This is a genomic window from Neobacillus solisequens, from assembly GCF_051233465.1.
GTDB lineage: Bacteria > Bacillota > Bacilli > Bacillales > Cytobacillaceae > Neobacillus.
Window position 1 is genome coordinate 97044 of sequence record NZ_JBKFGJ010000003.1, and the last position, 20198, is coordinate 117241.

19 protein-coding genes and 1 riboswitch are annotated in these 20198 nt (G+C 38.6%); of the genes, 12 read left to right on the forward strand and 7 right to left on the reverse strand.

The window, feature by feature from the left end:
- Positions 1-58: 58 nt before the first annotated feature.
- From ACI3K6_RS04660 to ACI3K6_RS04670, 3 genes are all read right to left on the reverse strand, one after another.
- Complete coding sequence (locus tag ACI3K6_RS04660) at positions 59-460, reverse strand: MerR family transcriptional regulator (RefSeq protein ID WP_335481009.1); 402 nt, start codon at positions 458-460, stop codon at positions 59-61.
- 164 nt (positions 461-624) lie between these two features.
- On the reverse strand, positions 625-1932 hold the full coding sequence (locus ACI3K6_RS04665) for a hemolysin family protein (RefSeq protein ID WP_435553933.1): 1308 nt from the start codon (positions 1930-1932) through the stop codon (positions 625-627).
- A 192-nt stretch (positions 1933-2124) separates the two neighbouring features.
- The gene (locus ACI3K6_RS04670; protein ID WP_335480967.1) at positions 2125-2676 is read right to left on the reverse strand and encodes a GNAT family N-acetyltransferase; all 552 of its coding nucleotides are present in this window, start codon (positions 2674-2676) and stop codon (positions 2125-2127) included.
- Between the two features lie 118 nt (positions 2677-2794).
- A riboswitch (TPP riboswitch) is annotated at positions 2795-2902 on the forward strand.
- Positions 2903-2977: 75 nt separating this feature from the next.
- Between ACI3K6_RS04670 and thiT the strand changes: the two genes are divergently transcribed.
- From thiT to ACI3K6_RS04695, 5 genes are all read left to right on the forward strand, one after another.
- Positions 2978-3562 carry an energy-coupled thiamine transporter ThiT gene (gene thiT, locus ACI3K6_RS04675; protein ID WP_435553934.1) on the forward strand — a complete coding sequence of 195 codons (585 nt, stop codon included), beginning with the start codon at positions 2978-2980 and terminating at the stop codon, positions 3560-3562.
- A gap of 147 nt (positions 3563-3709) precedes the next feature.
- Positions 3710-3934, forward strand: a complete 225-nt coding sequence (locus ACI3K6_RS04680) for a FeoA family protein (RefSeq protein WP_335480971.1) — start codon at positions 3710-3712, stop codon at positions 3932-3934.
- On the forward strand, positions 3934-5937 hold the full coding sequence (feoB, locus tag ACI3K6_RS04685; protein WP_435553935.1) for a ferrous iron transport protein B: 2004 nt from the start codon (positions 3934-3936) through the stop codon (positions 5935-5937). Before ACI3K6_RS04680 ends, feoB begins: the two co-directional genes overlap by 1 nt.
- 18 nt (positions 5938-5955) lie before the next feature.
- Positions 5956-6111 carry a FeoB-associated Cys-rich membrane protein gene (locus ACI3K6_RS04690; protein WP_435553936.1) on the forward strand — a complete coding sequence of 52 codons (156 nt, stop codon included), beginning with the start codon at positions 5956-5958 and terminating at the stop codon, positions 6109-6111.
- A gap of 270 nt (positions 6112-6381) precedes the next feature.
- Positions 6382-6840 carry a helix-turn-helix transcriptional regulator gene (locus ACI3K6_RS04695; protein ID WP_335481011.1) on the forward strand — a complete coding sequence of 153 codons (459 nt, stop codon included), beginning with the start codon at positions 6382-6384 and terminating at the stop codon, positions 6838-6840.
- 64 nt (positions 6841-6904) lie between these two features.
- Here the strand turns inward: ACI3K6_RS04695 and ACI3K6_RS04700 are convergent, their stop codons facing one another.
- Positions 6905-7423, reverse strand: coding sequence for an ECF transporter S component (locus ACI3K6_RS04700; RefSeq protein WP_435553937.1), 519 nt, complete (start codon positions 7421-7423; stop codon positions 6905-6907).
- A 215-nt stretch (positions 7424-7638) separates the two neighbouring features.
- Here ACI3K6_RS04700 and ACI3K6_RS04705 point away from each other — a divergent pair, with 215 nt between their 5' ends.
- The 6 genes from ACI3K6_RS04705 to fumC all read left to right on the forward strand — a co-directional run bounded on the left by ACI3K6_RS04705 (position 7639) and on the right by fumC (position 17170).
- On the forward strand, positions 7639-8517 hold the full coding sequence (locus tag ACI3K6_RS04705; RefSeq protein ID WP_435553938.1) for an aldose 1-epimerase family protein: 879 nt from the start codon (positions 7639-7641) through the stop codon (positions 8515-8517).
- 124 nt (positions 8518-8641) lie between these two features.
- Entirely contained in the window at positions 8642-9022 is a 381-nt protein-coding gene (locus ACI3K6_RS04710) for an SET domain-containing protein (protein WP_335480979.1), read from the forward strand.
- A gap of 162 nt (positions 9023-9184) precedes the next feature.
- On the forward strand, positions 9185-11221 hold the full coding sequence (locus ACI3K6_RS04715) for a transglycosylase domain-containing protein (RefSeq protein WP_435553939.1): 2037 nt from the start codon (positions 9185-9187) through the stop codon (positions 11219-11221).
- Positions 11222-11667: 446 nt separating this feature from the next.
- A complete protein-coding gene (locus ACI3K6_RS04720; RefSeq protein WP_435553940.1) occupies positions 11668-13425 on the forward strand; it encodes an ABC transporter ATP-binding protein in 1758 nt (585 codons plus the stop codon).
- Complete coding sequence (locus ACI3K6_RS04725; RefSeq protein WP_435553941.1) at positions 13422-15422, forward strand: ABC transporter ATP-binding protein; 2001 nt, start codon at positions 13422-13424, stop codon at positions 15420-15422. The genes ACI3K6_RS04720 and ACI3K6_RS04725 overlap by 4 nt, the downstream gene beginning before the upstream one ends.
- Before the next feature lie 368 nt (positions 15423-15790).
- Positions 15791-17170, forward strand: a complete 1380-nt coding sequence (gene fumC, locus ACI3K6_RS04730; protein ID WP_435553942.1) for a class II fumarate hydratase — start codon at positions 15791-15793, stop codon at positions 17168-17170.
- A 79-nt stretch (positions 17171-17249) separates the two neighbouring features.
- Here fumC and ACI3K6_RS04735 read toward each other — a convergent pair whose 3' ends face one another.
- Complete coding sequence (locus tag ACI3K6_RS04735) at positions 17250-17453, reverse strand: small, acid-soluble spore protein, alpha/beta type (RefSeq protein ID WP_435553943.1); 204 nt, start codon at positions 17451-17453, stop codon at positions 17250-17252.
- A gap of 301 nt (positions 17454-17754) precedes the next feature.
- On the opposite strand from ACI3K6_RS04735, the gene ACI3K6_RS04740 reads away from it, so the two are divergent.
- Positions 17755-17997 (forward strand): hypothetical protein, encoded by a 243-nt coding sequence (locus ACI3K6_RS04740; RefSeq protein ID WP_335481013.1) that lies wholly within the window; start codon positions 17755-17757, stop codon positions 17995-17997.
- 37 nt (positions 17998-18034) lie between these two features.
- Here ACI3K6_RS04740 and ACI3K6_RS04745 read toward each other — a convergent pair whose 3' ends face one another.
- Both ACI3K6_RS04745 and ACI3K6_RS04750 read right to left on the reverse strand, forming a co-directional pair.
- Positions 18035-19144: an ABC transporter ATP-binding protein gene (locus ACI3K6_RS04745; RefSeq protein WP_335480989.1), complete on the reverse strand. Its 1110-nt coding sequence runs from the start codon at positions 19142-19144 to the stop codon at positions 18035-18037.
- Between the two features lie 106 nt (positions 19145-19250).
- Positions 19251-20150 carry a PucR family transcriptional regulator gene (locus ACI3K6_RS04750; RefSeq protein ID WP_435553944.1) on the reverse strand — a complete coding sequence of 300 codons (900 nt, stop codon included), beginning with the start codon at positions 20148-20150 and terminating at the stop codon, positions 19251-19253.
- Positions 20151-20198: the final 48 nt, after the last annotated feature.

A 20198-nucleotide genomic window follows, 5' to 3' on the forward strand; every position in this document is an offset into this window, starting at 1 on the left:
TAAGTTCCTTAGCTCGTTTTAAGACGAGTAAGGTGTCACCTCCCGGTATTTTAAAAAATTAAGTTGTAACCTTCATAAGAGAACTTTTCAAGAGATTTCTAAGCAGGCTTAAATTGCTGGTTAAGTTTTCTTTCTGCTGCTCATCTAAATCCTCTAAAATAGGTATTAAATCAAATAAATCACTTTGAAGCTGCTTCATTTGCTGGTTGAGAGAACAAACATGCTTATCAACCTCTGAAGCTTGGAAACTTTTTGTTTTACGTATTTCTAGCTTTCTCTTAATCTCGTCTAACGGATAATGCAGGCTTTTGCATTCCTCAATAAACTTTAAGTCCTGGATCGATTCGTCGGAATAGATGCGGTAATTGGATTTGGAACGTTCTGCCTTTAAAAGTCCGAGAGACGTATAGTAGTCAATGGTTCTTTTTGAAACCATTGCCCGTTCTGCTAGTTCGCCAATTCGATAGACAGCCCCATTTTACCACCTCAATATTTTATAAATTAACCTTTATTATAATAAATAAGAACTGTACAGTCAAACGTTCTGGTTTATATAGGTCATCCTATTTATAGTTTATGGGGAAAAATGGGCAATATGAATGGTGAAATTAAAAAAATGCCTTCTTAATCAGAAGACATTTCACTTTTCTTTACTTCGATATACGATATGTGATGCCCGTCGATTTCTCGAATTTCAAATATGTAGCCTTCTCTTTCGATTTGCGAACCCTTTTGAACATCAAACTTTTGGGTAAGAAACCATCCTCCAATAGTATCAACATCTTCTTCTTCAAGGGAAGTTCCTAACAGATCATTGACCTCGCTGATCAATACCTTCCCATCTAATATGTAGTGGTTTTCATTTGTTTTTTGAATAAGAGGAAGCTCATCCATATCAAACTCATCCCGGATTTCGCCAACAATTTCTTCAAGAATGTCTTCAATCGTGACGATCCCGGCTGTACCGCCATACTCATCAGAAAGAATCGCCATATGAGAGCGATTTTTCTGAAGCTTCACCAAAAGCTCTTGAATTGGAATTGTTTCAATCACATGAATAACAGGGTTTAAATAATTCATCAGTGGTCTTTCACCACTGCATTTTTGTTGAATGCAATCGGTTAATACTTCCTTAATATTGATAATTCCTAGAATATTATCCTTATCGCCTTCAATGACAGGATACCGTGTATATCTTTCCTCTTTAACCGTCTCGATAATCTCTTCTAATGTTGCATCCTTATACAGGGTAACAACCTCAGTTCTTGGCACCATAATTTCCTTAGCAATTCTGTCATCAAATTCAAAAATATTGTTCATATAGCTAAATTCAGATTGATTAATTTCTCCGCTTTCATAACTTTGCGAGAGGATCATCCGTAGCTCTTCTTCGGAGAGGGCGATGTCATGCTCCGAAGCAGGTTTGATGCCAAACATTCCAGTCACAAAGCGGGCAGATCGATTGAGAACCCAAATAAACGGATACATCAGTTTATAAAACCAAATTAGTGGTTTTGCAAAAATCATAATAACTTCTTCTGATTTTTGAATGGCAAATGTTTTTGGTGCAAGTTCACCAATGACCACATTAAAAAAGGTGATGATGGCAAAAGAAAGAATGAAGGACAATACATGCTTAACGGATAAAGGCAGCTGAATCCAGTGAAAGATGGGTTCTAGCATCTCGCGCACAGTGGATTCCCCGCGCCAACCTAAGATTAGGGAAGTGACGGTAATCCCAACCTGTGTAGCAGATAAATACCCATCAATATTTGAAATGACTTTTTTAGCCGATTCTGCCTTTTTATTTCCTTCTAAAATTAACTGATCGATCCGGGTTGTCCGAACCCTGACAATGGCAAACTCAGATGCCACGAAAAATGCCGTAAAGGCGATTAAGAGTATAATAACAAATACATTCATCCAAATCATTGGTCACCTTACAATGGTAAGGTACGCACCTCGCTTACGAAATTACTGTTTGTCTCATTATTTCCTTTTGTTTCAATTTCTACTTGAACCTTTTTTAAAAGTCCCTTTTTATTATTTCAAAAAAATAGGTACGGAGCAAATAAAAACGATTTGGAAAAGAAAAAACTGCCAACTTGGCAGCTTCTATTGTGCTTAAGTCTGGGGGCGATTCCACTCACGAGCAAGCATACTGTATACGATTGTATCATGAAAATAACCGTTTAGGTGCTCGCCATCTCTAATAACGCCTTCTTTAACATATCGTAACCGCTCCGGAATAGCTCGACTTTTATGATTTTGCACTCCACAGCGGATTTCCAACCGATTTAGGCCTAAATCAAAAAACGCATAGTTCATCAGAGCACGTACACAACGGGACATGATTCCGTAGCCTTCAGCTTTTTTGGCAAGGTAATAGCCAATGCTGGCGTGAAAATTGTACCAATCAATTTGGTGAAGACCAATAGAACCAACCAACTCTCCCTTATATAGAATACCCAAGTTTACAGCACTGTTGTCAGCAAATTGATTGAGCCAAACGGGAATAATGGACTCGAAGTGAAATGGAGAGGTCATACCATCCACCCACGGTAGCCACTTTCGCAAGTGTTCACGATTCTCTTCCACCAGCTGAAAGAGTCTTATTGCATGCTGACGTTGAAACAATTGCAGTTCTATTTCTTGATCTACCTTTAATGTAAACATAGTCATTCTCCTGTAAGATTTTTTACATCATATGCATGCTAAGGGTGGGCCGTTAGGATTTTTTTCTTGTAAAAGTGTATAAAACGTTGTATATTCGAGTAGGAAATCAAATGAATAATGTGTCCACAAGGGGAGCTGCAATTGGGCGGCTGAGAGTGAACGTACGAGTTCTAACCCTTTGAACCTGTTAGTTAACGCTAGCGTAGGGATGTGGTTTTGCCGAAAATGTAAAGCAATGCAGACATTCCTAACGTCTTGCATTGCTTTTTTTATTTTCAAAATATATAAGGGGGAAGCTGGAGTGAACAATACTAGAAGTAAGACACGTTTTATTACCGAGGTAGCGATATTTTCTGCATTGGCATACCTTTTGGATTTTGCAGCTAATCTGCTTTCGTTGAAAATTTGGCCGCAGGGAGGATCCATATCCATTGCAATGGTACCGATATTCCTCATGGCATACCGCTGGGGATTAAAAGGTGGGCTGCTTACTGGATTTATTTTAGGATTATTACAGGTTGTAATGGGGTTTGCACAAATTTATTTTATCGTACAAGGATTTCTTGATTATTTCCTTGCTTTTACCGTTGTAGGTTTTGCAGGGATCTTTATTAGACAAATTAATAAATCCCTTGAAGAAGGAAATAAAGTCTGGATGTATTATTCTGTATTCGGTGCCTTTATCGGGAGCTTGCTTCGCTATATCTGCCATGTAATCTCTGGCGCCGTTTTCTTTGGTGAATACGCTCCAAAAGGTCAGCCGGTTATGATTTACTCCTTGCTATATAATGGAACGTATATGCTGCCAAGTTTTATTGTAAGTGCCATTATCGTTGTTTTAGTTGTCGCCGCAATGCCGAAAAAATTATTTGTATATCAGCATTAATAGGATAAAAAAGGAAAAGCCGTGCCGCTTTTCTTTTTTTTTCGAAACTTTGTCATAAAATTATTATCCCCATTAGCGAAAAAAATGTTAAAATTACAATACAGAAAGAGAATCATTCTCAATTAACTAGAGATTGGGTGATAATACATGTTTCATTCATTAAAAGCAGGGGAAAAAGGGAAAATCATCGATATTTCTCATGTAAGTCACCTTGTACAAAGACGTTTGCTTGATTTGGGCATTACAGAAGGCTCTGAAGTATGTGTAAAATGTGTGATGCCTTTTGGTGGGCCAATCATGATCGAATCGTGCGGTCAATGTGTGGGAATTCGTCGCAAAGAAGCCGTTCATATAGAAGTGGTGAAAGTATAATGGAAATCGCTCTTATAGGTAACCCGAATACCGGAAAAACATCGTTGTTTAACAATCTAACAGGCTCCTATGAGTATGTTGGGAACTGGAGCGGTGTGACAGTTGAAAAGAAAGTTGGCGTCTTTAAAAATAATATTGGCCATTTAATTGATTTGCCAGGTGTCTATACACTTAACCCGTTATCTAAAGATGAAGGGGTCGTAACCTCTTTCTTTTTAAACGATTCGGTAGATCGATTATTGAACATATTGGATGCTTCTCAGCTCGAACGTAATTTGCATTTAACATTGCAATTGCTTGAATTTGAGAAGCCTGTTCTCATTGGCTTGAATATGGTGGATGTGGCGAATAAGCGCGGTATTCATATTGATGTTCAAAAGTTAGCAACTCTTCTTGGAGTACCGGTTGTACCGGTTGTTGCCAGAAACGGCAAGGGCTGTGACAAACTCGTTGACGTAATTTCTACTAAATCCATCCAGCCTACTAAAAAGAACCTTGTTTATTACGGAAAAGAGGTCGAGGCAGCCATTGCTGAGGTTTCAAGGGAAATCACAGGGAAAACAGAGCACTCGCATCGATTCCTAGCCATTCAATATTTTGAAGGTAATGAATATGTTAAACATTATTTATATGGGATTGCTAACTCTGAAAAGTTGAATGCCATTCTTTTAAATTTGAATGAAGAGTTGCAGAAACAATATGATTCTAAAACCCTTTCAAACTTTATTTATTCCAAACGCAAAGAGGCAATTGAGAAAATAGCTGTAGATGTTGCTATGAAAAAGGATGCTGTCATTCCGCTATCTGAAAAAATAGATGTGATCGTCACCAACAAATATTTGGGCATGCCGATTTTCTTGTTGCTGATGTATTTTATGTTCATGTTGACCTTCGATTGGTTAGGTACACCATTATCCGATGCATTGGATGCTTTTTTAACGGGTCCGGTTACAAATGTATTTGAATCAGTACTTAGTGCAGTTCATGCTTCAGAGTTTATTCACGCGCTGGTTATTGAAGGTTTAGTTGCCGGAGTTGGTGGTGTACTAGTATTCGTACCGCAAATTTTTATTTTGTTCTTCTTCATTTCCTTATTAGAGGATTCAGGTTACATGGCACGTGTGGCTTTAGTTATGGACAGGATTATGGAATCGGTCGGATTGAATGGTAAAGCATTTATCCCGATGATGATTGGTTTTGGCTGTAATGTTCCTGGAATCATGGCGGCCAGAACAATTGAGACTCCAAGAGAGCGTCTAGTAACGATTTTGCTAACACCATTAATGTCCTGTTCAGCCCGTTTACCTGTTTACGCATTATTTGTGGGGGCCTTTTTTGCTGGACATAAGGCTGCCATTGTTTTAAGCCTTTATGTCTTAGGAATTGTGGTTGCTTTAATCTTGGCCAAAATCTTTTCTTCCACTTTGTTAAAATCAGAAACATCACTTTTTGTTATTGAATTACCGCCATATCGTCTCCCGCAGTTTCAATCGCTTTGGAGAAGTACATGGGATAAGGGAAAGGGCTTTGTTAGAAAAGCGGGAACCTTTATCTTTGCCGGTTCGGTCTTTATTTGGCTGCTATCGTACGCTGGCCCTGATGGGTTAAAAGTCGATATGGATCACAGTTTCTTGGCAGCAATAGGTGGAGTGTTTGCTCCTTTGTTGGCACCAATTGGATTTGGAACATGGCAGGCTGCCGCATCCCTGATTACGGGATTCCTAGCTAAAGAATCCATTATATCCACCATGAATATCATTTATTTTGTACCTAAAGACAGCACACTGCAAGGGCTAATGTCCAATTATTTCACACCGCTGGCAGCTTATAGCTTTATGGTATTTATCTTATTGTATATTCCATGTTTAGCCACAACAGCAACCATTTATAAAGAAACTGGGTCGAAGAAATGGACAGCTTTTTCTATCGTTTATGCACTGTTGATTGCCTATGTTTTATCACTAATCATCTATCAAGGTGGAAAGATGTTCGGATTTGTATAATTAAAGGAGATGGAAAATATGATCGCCAGTATCATTATTGGCGCAGCCATATTTGGTTACGCAGCATGGGCTTTTGTGAAGTTTATCAATAAATCCAAAAAAGGAAAATGTGCCGCGTGTGATCTAAATAATTCATGCTCAAGTCAATGCGGCTTGCCTCCGCAAAATAAATAATATTGGAGAAACTGCAGTCCGTTCTGGATTGCAGTTTTTTCAATTAACTAATGATGTCTGATGAGATCAAGAAGGGCTCAAGGTCGGGTAGGAGCAAAATAAGAGGAGAGAATTCCGATAGAAGAGTCTTGTCATTTAAAACACTTGCATGCATGATGTAATCCAAAATAGCCAATTAGAAAATTTTTACACTGTTATAGGTTATTACTTTAAAAATTGGCTAAACTTGTGTAATATTACACTATAGGCTATTGAAGGAAGGGCTCAAAGATGACCAGAGATGAAATAATCAAAAGTGTTTCAGAAAAACTTCGTTTAATCAGGACGGAAGCAGGATATACTCAGGATAAAATGGCTGATATTATCGGGGTTTCGAAAAAAACACTTGTTCAAATTGAAAAGGGCAGGGTACTTGCCAACTGGTCTACTGTTGTCTCAATTTGTGCACTATTTCGGGAAACCGAAACGGTCCAATTTCTATTTGGAAGCGAGCCTTTGGAAGTGTTGGAAACTGTAGCCCGTGATGAAATTGATGTACGCAGATCAAAAACCCTAGGCGGCCGTGTCTGGTGGCGGGTGGTATCCAAGAAAAACGGATATATTTTACAGCAAAACATCCTTAGCAAGCATTTTCGAATTCTAGATGATAAAAACTATCGTATTTTTAGCTCTATGGATGAAAAACAATCAAAACTGCGATTTAAGGAAATAACTATAAGTGAAGAATAGAAAAAAAGATGGGGTTATCCCATCTTTTTTTACTGTTCATAACAAATAGTATAAAATATATCTATTATGCTCTTTTCTTTAAGCGACCCACAAGAGGTACAACAATAATTCCTGCAATTACAACTTGCATAATGTTTCCTGGGACGGAGCCGAATGGCTGGATCCAGTTTCCGTAAAGGATGACTTCAGCAAAATAGTAACCAACTACTTTGATGATTACTGCTGTTGCAACGGCTAAACTATATGCAAGAATCCTATTTCCAGGTGTTTTTTCAGCAATAAGTCCGACTACGAAGCCCATTGTACCTACGATAACAAAAGTAAACGGTGACCATAACGCCCAACCGGAAATAATATCAAATAAGCCCATTCCAAAGGCACCGGCGATGGCTCCTGTTCTTTTGCCGTACACCAAAGCTGCTATAAATAGAGGAACATTACCTAAATGGATTAGACCTCCGTTACCCATTAAGGGGAGCCTGATGTTGATGAACATGGTGGTTACAAGGGTTAATGCGATGAAAAGTGCATTGATCACTATGGCCCTTGTTTTAGTTGTTGTTGTTGATAATGTTGAATTCATTTTAAAAACCTCTTCTTTTTTTAGAATAATATCATAAATCAGAAAATTAATAAATAAGTAATACTAATTTTTACTGTGAAAAAGATGCATTCTATTTAATATTGTAAACTTGGTAGTTCTTAAATTAAAATAAATAATATTCTCTTTCTAAAACGAGGGTGTTTTTCAATAAAATCAAAGTTTTTTAAAAGCAGAGAGTCGAGGGATTTAATAGTATGGTTGCCATTGAAAATGATTGGCTGAAGGCAGAAATAGAACTAAGTGGTGCTGAAGTACGCAAAGTGCAGCATAAGCAAAACGGATTAGATTACATGTGGACTGGGGATAACGATTACTGGGGCCGCGTCTCACCAGTCTTGTTTCCAATCGTCGGACGATTAAAAGAGGATCGTTATCAACTTGATGGTAAGACTTTCGAAATGTCACAGCATGGTTTCTTGCGGGATGTTTTATTTCACGTGGAGAATCACACAGAGACAAGTGTTTCTTTAGGGTTTGAATCTGCAGGACGCTTCCTTTCTGTTTATCCTTATGAATTTAAAGCCATCATTTATTATATTCTAAAAAAGGACAGCCTTATTGTTCAATGGGAGATTGTAAATCAAAACAAGGAAAAAATGTATTTTTCTATTGGCGCACATCCGGCATTTAGGCTTCCTCTTTTAGAAAGTGAGGCAATTGAGGACTATCAGTTAAACGTAACACCTGCTGCCAATAAGAATGTAATGGAATATGAGCTAAAGGATTCTCTTATTTATGAGAAAGGAATAGCCCATAATCTTGCAACAATAAGGCTAAAGGATTCTCTATTTGAACATGATGCTATCATTTACAGCCATATTGATCAAATTTCACTAGTCTCAAATAAGTCCAGTCACGGTGTAGAGGTCATATTTGAAAACTTCCCCTTTGTTGGAATTTGGTCTAAATATAACGACAAAAAAGGTACTATGGCTCCATTTGTTTGTATTGAGCCATGGTACGGCATTGCTGATACCTATAATACGACTGGAAACCTAAAAGAAAAGTTTGGCATGAATCTAATTGAAGCGGGTAAAACATTCAAAGCTGAATATCAGATGAGGTTTAAATAAATTTAACCGAAAGAGTAAAAAATGGACCCTGACTTCAAACAATTTGTATATGTATATAGAAAAACAGTGTAGGTTACTGTTATAGTTAGAAAGAATAATACAAAAAAGTGAGTAGGCGAAAAATATGATTGAAATCAAAACATCTCCACTAAGTGATGGGGAATTCAATAGAGGGGTATTTGCTACCTGTGATATCAAAAAAGGTCAGCTTATCCATGAAGCACCTGTCATTGCTTATCCAAACGATCAGCATCAACACATTGAGCAAACTTTACTTGCCGATTACGCATTTGAGTACGGGATTAATCATACTGCGATCCTCTTAGGGTACGGTATGCTGTTTAACCATTCATATGAACCTAATGCGACATATGAGATTAATTTTAAGAATCATACATTTGACTTTTATGCCTATAGGGATATAAAAGCAGGAGATGAAATTCTCATTAACTATAATGGCGATGTTGATGACAAAGAACTGCTGTGGTTTGATAAAGAAGAATAAAAGAATAGAGGAAAATACTGACCCAAGAGATGATCGTTAAACGATTCTTTTGGGTCAGTTTTTTGTATACTAGTAAAAACCGTCATAAAAAAAAGCAGAACTTCGAACTCTATACCTGCCTATGAACAACATAAAAAATGTTTTTTCTTCCTTGGAGGGCTTATGAAATTGAATTCTATTAAAGTTTTTATTAAGAAAATAAAAAAATGGCATTTACTGCAGATTATAGTGTTAATTGCCTTGATATTGGTACTTTCTTTTTTTGGACTCGTTTATTTCTTTTCAAAAAGTGCTGATATATCCGCTTTAAAAAATGAGCTGCCGCAGCCCACCATTTTTTATGATAAAAATGGAGAAATTGCCAGTAAAGTTTCAGCCAACAAAAATGAAGGGGTTCCGATTAGTAGAGTACCTACCCAGATGAAAAATGCGCTGGTTGCGATTGAGGACAGACGGTTTTATCGGCATAATGGTGTTGATTTGATCGGGACTTCCCGAGCTCTTTTCCGTGATGTCGTTGCAGGGGAAATGGCTGAGGGAGGAAGCACTATCACACAGCAATTAATTAAAAATACCTTGTTAACCTCGCAAAAAACAATGAAGCGAAAAATGCAAGAAGTATTTTTGGCGCTGGCTGTTGAACGTAAGTATTCCAAGCAGGAAATCTTGCAAATGTATGTAAACCAAATCTATTTTGGTAATGGGGCTTATGGGATTAAGCAGGCCGCGAGCAAGTATTTTGCCAAAGATGTCAAAGACTTATCCATTAGTGAATCGGCTATGCTCGCTGGACTGATTAAGGCGCCTTCCGCACTTAATCCTTATAATCATCTGGCTAAGGCTATACAAAGAAGAAATGTTGTTCTTGATCAAATGAAACAGCAGGGCTACATTACCAAAACCCAGTATGAATATGCTAAAAATGAAAGGGTGGTGCTAAATGATAAAGGTGGAGACCCTTTCCGTGGCAAATATCCATATTATGTTGATCAAGTATTAGATGAAGCCATTCATCAATATGGGCTATCCCAAGATGATATATTAACAGGAGGCTACAAAATCTATACGGAATTAGATCCTGGTATGCAGTCTGCCATGGAGAACACCTATCAAAATGAAAGCCTTTTTCCTAAAGGAACAGATGATTTGGTTCAAAGTGGAGGGGTTCTATTGGATCCTGCAACGGGAGGAATCAGAGCATTGGTAGGGGGAAGGGGCACACATGCCTTTAGAGGTTATAATCGGGCCTCACAACTGAAGGCGCAGCCAGGTTCTTCCTTTAAACCTTTGGTCGTGTATACACCGGCACTTGAAGAAGGCTGGAAAATAACTGATATGCTGAAAGATGAGCCGATGAAATTCGGTACCTATCAGCCTAGCAACTACGATCACCAATACGCGGGTGAAGTCCCGATGTATGAGGCAGTGAAGGAATCGAAAAATGTCTCAGCTGTTTGGCTGTTAAATGAAGTTGGGATTGAAAAGGGCTTGGAGGCAGTGAATCGGTTTGGCATTCAGTTGGAAAAAGAGGATCATCATCTAGCAGTTGCTCTTGGTGGATTGCATAAAGGAGTTGCACCGGTAAATATTGCAGAAGCCTTTTCTGTTTTTCCTAATCAAGGCACTAGAATCAAGGCGCACGTGATTAAGAAAATAGTGGACGGGGATGGAAAGGTGGTCGCAGAATGGAAAGGAAAAAAGATTCGGGTCACAACCAAAGCAGTAGCTAATCATATAACTACGATGCTTCTTGGTGTAGTTGAGCAGGGTACCGGGAAAGCAGCCCAAATACCCGGCCGAGAAACAGCGGGAAAAACCGGATCGACCCAGGTGCCGATTCAAGGTATCAATGGATTAAAGGATCAATGGTTTGTCGGCTATACTCCTCAATTGGTAGGGGCGATCTGGGTAGGTTATGATAAAACGGATTCAGAGCACTATCTAATTCCTTCAAGCAATGTAGGTGCACCCGTTGTATTCCGTGAGGCAATGGAGGCAGCATTAAAAAATGAACCTGTTGAAAAGTTTCATGTCTCTCATATTGAAACCTTAATTCAACAGAGAAAAAAAGAACAAATCTTTGATCATTTCCAAGAGAACTTTAACAATGAGGTCCAAAAGTGGGAAGAAAAGTGGAATAAGCAAAAAGAAAAATGGCAAAAGAAGTGGAAAAACAATGGACATGGTAAAGGACATTAAGGAGTGCGTATGGACTTTGAGCCAAGAACAATTTTGAATGATTTCTAAAAAATAGGAATTGACTTTCAATTTAGCTGATGTTAACCTTACAGAGTAAGAAAAAAATGGAAAAGGAGGGTTACGAAAATGAGAAATGTAAATAGAGTCATGACTACAATTGAATATGGAACCGTAACCTGTCCTGAGAATTGTTCGTTTTAAATGATGATTGAATAGAGGATTTTATGACTAACACAGGTTGCGTTCTTTTTGAGCTGCGTAACTTGTGTTTTTTTGTCCCTTTTTTAATTAGTGGGGTATACCGCAGTGTGTTGTGGTATACTCCATTTTTTATTTGAAAACACAAGAGGAGGAACGATTATGCAATTCATTAAACAAATTAGACTGGCACAAAGCAAAGGAGATCTTGAGGGCGGTTAGTATGACAATAAGGAGGAAGGACATCGATGTTTTCCGTATTACGAAAATTAAGTTGGTTTTTTAAAGAAAATTGGCAGCGTTATGCTATGGCGATAACTTTATTGGTCATTGTTGGGGTTTTGGATGTATTGCCGCCAAAATTAATTGGGATGGCCATAGATGATATCCATGTCGGTGAGATGTCACAAGTGAAGCTTTTCCGTTATATAGGCTATTTGTTTTTAATCATGGTTTCTTCTTATGGAATTACCTATGTATGGCAGTATCAATTATTTGGTGGAGCTTTTCTGGTTGAACGAAAGCTGCGGTCTCAATTTATGCAGCATTTATTAAAAATGACTCCCACTTTTTATGAGAAAAATCGTACAGGTGATTTGATGGCTCGTGCAACGAATGATCTAAAAGCCATCTCCATAACAGCGGGATTTGGAATCTTAACACTTGCAGATTCTAGTCTATGGATGTTGACATTGTTGCTGACAATGGGGATTTTTATCAGTTGGAAGCTGACAATCGCAGCGATTATCCCACTGCCATTAATGGCGATATTAATGAAATATTATGGGAAAAGAATTCATACCAGATTTATGGAAGCCCAGGATGCATTTGGAGAATTGAATGATCGCGTGCTGGAGTCAATTGCCGGTGTAAGAGTAATTAGAGCCTATGTTCAAGAAATGGCTGACAGTCAAAGATTTCATCAGTTGACGGAAGATGTGTACAGGAAGAATGTAGAGGTTGCAAAAATTGATTCCTTGTTTGACCCAACGATTAAGATTCTTGTGGGAATTAGTTATTTAATTGGGCTAGGCTACGGTGCCTACTTAGTGTTTCACCAAGAGCTAACACTTGGGGACCTTGTAGCATTCAATGTCTATTTGGGGATGTTGATATGGCCCATGTTTGCTGTCGGTGAGTTGATCAATGTGATGCAGCGGGGGAATGCTTCGTTAGATCGTGTTAACGAAACGCTTAGTTATGACCAAGATGTAGGGAATCCTGAACATCCGGTTGCAGTATCTACTGCAGAACGAATTGATTTCAAACAGGTTACCTTCCGTTACCCTTCTGCCCAATCTAATAACCTGCAGAATGTGACGATCAACCTGAAACAAGGTCAAACGTTAGGAATTGTCGGAAAAACTGGCAGCGGAAAAACGACTATCATTAAACAGTTATTAAGACAATATCCACCTGGAAAGGGCGAAGTATCGATAGCGGATGTTCCGTTAGAGGTGCAAACTTTAGAACAGGTCCGTGGTTGGATTGGCTATGTTCCACAGGATCATGTACTTTTTTCTAGAAGTGTCAGGGAGAATATTTTGTTCGGTCATGAAGATGCAAGCGAGGAAGAATTACAGCAAGCCATTGAACTCGCAGCTTTTCAAAAAGATTTGGAAATGCTGCCTGAAGGCTTGGCAACACTTGTAGGAGAAAAGGGTGTTGCACTTTCCGGAGGGCAAAAGCAACGGATTTCCATTGCACGGGCCTTGATCAAGAATCCGGAAATTCTCATTTTGGATGACTCGTTATCGGCTGTGGATGCTAAAACAGAAAAACAGATAATCGATAATATTCGGGAAGTACGTCAAGGTAAGACGACGATCATAACTACTCACAGGATGTCTGCCGTGCAGCATGCTGATCATATCATTGTCCTGGAGGAAGGTAAAATTATTGAAGAAGGGACGCATGAACAGCTACTCGAACAAAATGGATGGTATAAAGAGCAATTTAATCGCCAGCAAATTGAAAACAAATGGGAAGAGGAGGTATCAGTATGACCACCGGAAAACGATTATTTCATTATGCCTTAGATTTTAAAAAAATGATCATTGTTGCTCTGGTCATGCTGACAATCTCTGTTGTCACTGACTTGGTGGGACCGTTTGTTGCTAAAAATGTGATTGATCAGCATATTTTAGGCATTGAATCCGTTTGGTATGAGACCAGTAAAGGTGATAAAACGGTTGAATTTAATGGAAAATATTATAAACGAGAGAAATATGTTCGGAAGAATGATGACAAAGGGGAACACATTCAAATTCTTCAAGTTGGGGCAACGTTTGTTTCCATTCACCAGAAGCTGGACTTTGATGGGAAAAGAAGGTTTACAGGTGATAAGGTGATCATTAAGAAGGGAGATAACAGCGTTAGTTATCCTGCGGAGGTTATTAGTGGATCACAAATACTAAAGTTCTATCAGCCTGAAATTTCCGGGATCCTTCAATTATTAGCGCTTTATTTTGGACTGCTGATCGTCTCTGCCATTTTTCAATTTGGGCAGCGGTTCATCTTGCAAAAAACAGCCAACCGGATCATTCAAAAAATGCGTGAAGATGTCTTTAACCATATTCAAAGGTTACCGATTCAATATTTTGATAATCTTCCTGCTGGGAAGGTAGTTGCACGGATTACGAATGATACTGAGGCGATTCGGGAGCTTTATGTGACGGTTTTGGCTACCTTTTTTACTAGTGCCATCAATATTACTGGTATCTATGTTGCTTTGTTTATCCTGAACGCAAAACTGGCCGCGATTTGTTTATTATTATTGCCCATCCTTTATTTGTGGATGATCATCTACCGCAAATTCGCTTCAAAATATAATCGGATTATTCGATCACGCAATAGTGATATTAATGCAATGATTAACGAATCGATTCAAGGCATGAGTATTATTCAAGCATTCGGTAGAGAAAAGGAAACAACATCAGATTTTGAAAAATTGAATCGAGAGCAATTTACGTATCAAAATAAATTATTGAGCTTGAATGCTTTAACCTCTCACAACCTGGTAGGGATCTTAAGAAATCTGATCTTTGTTGCGTTTATCTGGTATTTCGGAGCTCAATCGCTTTTGCCGGCAAATGTGATTTCACTTGGCATGCTGTATGCCTTTGTTGATTACATTAACCGTCTATTCGAACCTGTTCAAGGTATCGTAAATCAATTGGCTAATCTGGAGCAGGCACTGATTGCAGGTGAACGGGTATTCAAGTTAATGGATGAACCGGGGGAGAATGTTAGTGAGGAACGGATCCCGCGCATCAAAGGGAATGTTAGATTTGAACACGTATCTTTTGGTTATAAGGATAGGGAGTATGTTTTAAAAAATATCAATTTTGAGGCTAAAAAGGGTGAAACGATTGCTCTCGTAGGCCATACCGGTTCCGGGAAAAGTTCAATTATGAATTTGCTATTTCGTTTTTATGATAGTCAAAAAGGTAAAATTGTCATCGATGGTAAAGACATTGAAAGCATCCCGCGACAAACGGTGCGTCAACACATGGGGATTGTATTGCAGGATCCCTATTTATTTACGGGAACCATAGCTTCAAATGTCAGCTTAAATGATCCCTTGATTACAAGAGAAAAAGTTGAAAAGGCCTTAAAGGATGTAGGGGCAGATAAAGTATTTAGTCATTTGGAGAAGGGGTATTATGAGCCAGTCATTGAAAAGGGCAGTACCTTATCTAGCGGCCAACGCCAGCTAATCTCATTTGCCAGGGCCTTGGCTTTTAACCCGGCCATCCTGATTCTTGATGAAGCAACATCCAGTATTGATACGGAAACCGAAGCAGTCATCCAAGAAGCAATGGACGTTCTCAAAAAGGGACGTACAACCTTCATTATTGCCCACCGGTTATCCACAATCCGAAATGCAGACCAAATTCTTGTACTGGACCGTGGTGTCATCGTAGAAAGAGGAAGCCACGACGAACTAATGTCCAAAGAAGGAATGTACTACCAGATGTATCAGCTTCAAAAAGGAGCATAACCTCAATAAGTGACAGGTACTCGTATAGGGTGCCTGTCACTTTTTTGTCGCGAAATGTTCATTTAGTTGTAGTGATAGTGTAATTTTTATCACTGGAAATATGCTTGCGATGTGATAATTTAAAAATGTTTAACTGGAAAAATCGAAAATGAGGTGGGATGTTCATGTCGGATTATTCAGTTGTTTTAGCGATTGGCAGTTTGCTAATCCTTACTTATTTTATTGGCTATACTATTATTAAACATTAAACCCTATCTAGCAGACAAAATGTCTGCTCTTTTTTTTGCTTAAAAGGCTGTAAAAAGTTTAATAAAATGTATGTATATGGGAATAGATATGTACGTAAGTGAAAATAGGGGGTGGGAAAATTGGAAAAATATCGAGTAGAAAAGGATACAATTGGTGAAATTCAGGTTCCAGTAGATAAATTCTGGGGGGCACAAACACAGCGGAGCAAGCAGAATTTTAAAATTGGCAGTGAAAAAATGCCGATGGAACTTATTTATGGCTTAGTACAGATAAAAAAGGCGGCAGCCATGGTGAATGCACAATCCGGAAAGCTTAGCCAATCCAAAATGGAGGCTATAAAAAAAATAAGTGATGATATATTAGCTGGAAGTTACGATGACCATTTCCCGTTAGCCGTATGGCAAACTGGCAGTGGTACGCAATCCAATATGAATGTGAATGAGGTAATTGCCAACAGGGCTAATTCTTGGCTGGCCGAACAGGGGAACAACGAACGGATCCATCCTAATGATGATGTCAACATGTCGCAAAGCTCTAATGACACGTTTCCAACGGCTATGCATATTGCAGCCTACGTCCAAATTGTAAAAGACCTTATTCCAGCGATCCAAACGTTGAAGAATACACTGCTAGAAAAAGAAAAGGAATTTTCTCATATTGTAAAAATTGGAAGAACTCATTTGCAGGATGCAACCCCACTGACATTGGGGCAGGAAATTAGCGGCTGGAGATTTATGCTAGAGAAAAATGAAAAACTAATTTCTGAAGCATGTAAGTCATTATTGGATTTAGCCATTGGAGGGACAGCAGTTGGAACTGGAATCAATGCGGGTCCGGAATTTGGCGAGAAAGTAGCTGAGCAGCTTTCAGCTTTAACCGGATATCAATTTCAATCCTCAGAAAATAAATTTCATGCTTTAACCAGTCATGATGAGCTTGTTTTTGTGCATGGGGCTTTAAAGGCTTTAGCAGCAGATTTAATGAAAATTGCCAATGATGTGCGCTGGCTAGCAAGCGGACCTCGGAGTGGAATTGGAGAAATCTCTATTCCGGCAAATGAACCAGGAAGCTCTATTATGCCGGGAAAAGTGAATCCAACACAAAGTGAGGCAATGACCATGGTAGTATCACAAGTTTTTGGAAATGATGCTACCATCAGCTTCGCAGCATCTCAAGGCAACTTTGAATTAAATGTGTTTAAACCAGTCATTATTTATAACTTCATTCAGTCTGTTCGGCTTTTGGCAGATGGAATTCTTTCCTTTAATCAACATTGTGCAGTCGGAATTGAAGCAAACGAGGCGGTAATCAAGCAGCATGTAGAGCGCTCGCTAATGCTAGTAACCGCCCTGAATCCATACATTGGCTATGAAAAGGCCGCGCAAATTGCCAAGCTTGCTTTTAAAGAAAACACTACTTTAAAGGAGGCAGCACTGAAAACCGGCTTTGTTACAGAGCAGCAATTTGATGAATGGATCAAGCCGGAAAAAATGGTGTAAGACAAGGAAAGCCCCCGCCAAGAGTGGAGGGGGCTTAAGCCATATTATGAATTTGGTATGAACTAAGTTTACTTAAAGATTAGCGTCCGAAACCGCCAAGTTGAGATTCAGCCATAGAAACTAGACGCTTAGTAATTTCTCCACCTACAGAACCGTTAGCACGAGAAGTAGTGTCAGCTCCAAGGTTTACACCAAATTCCTGAGCAATTTCATACTTCATTTGGTTAAGTGCTTCTTGAACTCCTGGTACTAAAAGTTGGTTAGAGTTGTTGTTACTTGCCATAGTTGATAACACTCCTCTTAATAAATTTGGGGTTAGAATGGAATTGAACCATATAGATAAACTATTGCCTCCTTGGCCTAACCCATAATTTAAGTTTTGAATGAATGGTTGGATGAACCGGATTTGCACCGGTTATAACCCTTGTTGGTTTCATCCATCGGTGTGTAATTGCTGTTTGTAATCTTTATTATGATTCAATCACGAGGAGTTATTCGGAAGTTCTATTAGTAATTTATTCCACTACATAGGGTCTTTTTTTCAACACAAACTATGAGTAAACATAAAGCAGTAGGTGAGAATGATGTCAATTTGTCCGGTTTGCAATGGTTGGCGTGTGATTAATTTAGGTTGTTCAAATTGTGGAGAATCGATGATGGATTCAGGGAGATTAATGGATTTTTATGACGATTACAGTCCATATATGGAGATTGATTTAATGAAGCTGGAGGATGGTTATCCTGATACCCATTCAGCGCATAAATGTCCACATGTCTATCAATGTCCAAGATGCTTTCACGAAGAAATTATTTTTATAAAAGAATAGGCCTCGTTTTCAAGAAACGAGGCTTATCTTTATGACCTTATTCAGTCTCGGGACGTACACGGACTTCTGTATCTGCATCAAAGAAATGAGCTTTATTTAAATCAAAAGCAAGATCTACTTTATCGCCAGGTTTAACATCACTGCGTGAATCAAGACGTGCTACAAAATCTTGTCCTTCAACGCTGGAGTAGATCATTAACTCAGCACCGGTTAACTCAGCAACATCAATATTAGCAGCGATAACAGTTCCAGCGGAAGCATCAAGGAAAACAGGCTCATCATGGATATCCTCTGGACGAACTCCAAGAATCATGGATTTGCCAATATACCCTTGTTCACGAAGGAATTTCATTTTTCCTTCTGGTACCACAATGGTCGTGTTCCCGATAGCAAATTTGCCATCTTGAAGCGTTCCCTTAAAGAAGTTCATTGCAGGTGACCCAATAAAACCACCAACGAAAACATTTTCCGGCTTTTCATATACTTCTTTAGGAGATCCTACTTGTTGAATGATACCATCTTTCATGACAACGAGACGAGTGGCCATAGTCATAGCTTCTGTTTGGTCATGAGTTACGTAAATAGTAGTGGTGTTTAAACGGCGATGCAGCTTGGCAATTTCAGCACGCATTTGTACACGAAGCTTGGCATCAAGGTTAGATAATGGCTCGTCCATTAAGAATACTTTGGCATCACGGACGATTGCCCGACCCAATGCAACACGCTGACGTTGACCACCAGATAGAGCTTTTGGCTTCCGGCTTAGATAAGCTTCCAAGCCTAGAATCTTTGCAGCTTCTTTCACACGGCGATCAATCTCATCTTTCGCAAATTTACGGAGCTTTAATCCAAACGCCATATTATCGTAAACTGTCATATGTGGATAAAGAGCATAGTTTTGGAATACCATCGCGATGTCACGATCTTTCGGAGCCACATCATTCACTCTTTTTCCATCGATGAAAAAATCACCTTTAGAAATTTCTTCAAGTCCGGCAATCATTCGAAGTGTGGTTGATTTTCCGCATCCAGAAGGACCAACAAATACAATAAACTCTTTATCATCAATGTGTAGGTTAAAATCTTTAACTGCCGTTACTTTATTATCGTAAATTTTATAAATATGATCTAATTTTAATTCAGCCACTTTCATTTCCTCCCTGATCACTTAATGATTTTAGTTTACAGGGGTGGGTAAAAAAACCATATAGACAGGTTGCACAAAAAATGAAAACGCTATTTTAGGCAATTTGTCAGGATTCTTGTTCAAACAGCTGACAAGCTAAAAATACTGTAAATGCGCCGTAAAAATCCTTTAAATCGATACCAGTTTTTTCAACAAATTTATCAAGACGATATTGCAGGGTATTGCGGTGAATATACAATTTTTTTGCTGTGAGACTGGCATTTGAATTATTCTCCAAAAACACTTTAATGGAATCAAATAATTCAGGATCATGCACAAAGAGTTCGATCATGTCTTTGCTAATCTTTTGCTTCAACTCTTTTGGTAAATGAGCAGCCAAATAAGCTGGAAACACTCTTTCATAGGTAAGAATAGGTGTGTTCACTATCCTCTGGATGCCAAACTGGAAGAAGTCCTTTTCTTGAAGGAATTGATTGGGCAGTTCTGTTGAAAAGTAGTAAAGCTTGCCAATATAGAATGAAGTTTTTATGAAAAAGTCACTCTCTAACGTTTCCGAAATCGATACTAATTCTTCATCGGAAAGTGAAATTTGTTTTTTTGCTTCAACCACTACCCCATCTGTACTACTTTCCCAAACAATCACTACATCCTCAACAAAAAATCCTTTTAGGGCAGCTTCAATCTCCTGGTGATCAATTGCATTCCCATTAATATGGAACTGTATAAATCGATATTGACCATCAAAGGCTTGCCTCGGTACCGGACCGTTTTGCAGTAAAAAACGATGCCAGTCTTCACCTAATGAAGATTGAGAGGGGTGATATTCCACCAGTTCAAACAGTGTATTCAACAAATGAACTTCTTTGTCGCTTACCATCTCTTTTGGTATAGAAATCCATTGATTAGATGAACCAGCGAAAAAGACAAAATGGGATTCTAAAGGTTTCTCGGGCAGGCTGGTGAGTAAGTATGAATTTTTATATAAAGATAATAATTTTTTTAACATCATCATTCTCCATTATGATTCCTATTGTATTCATTATAACAGGTATGC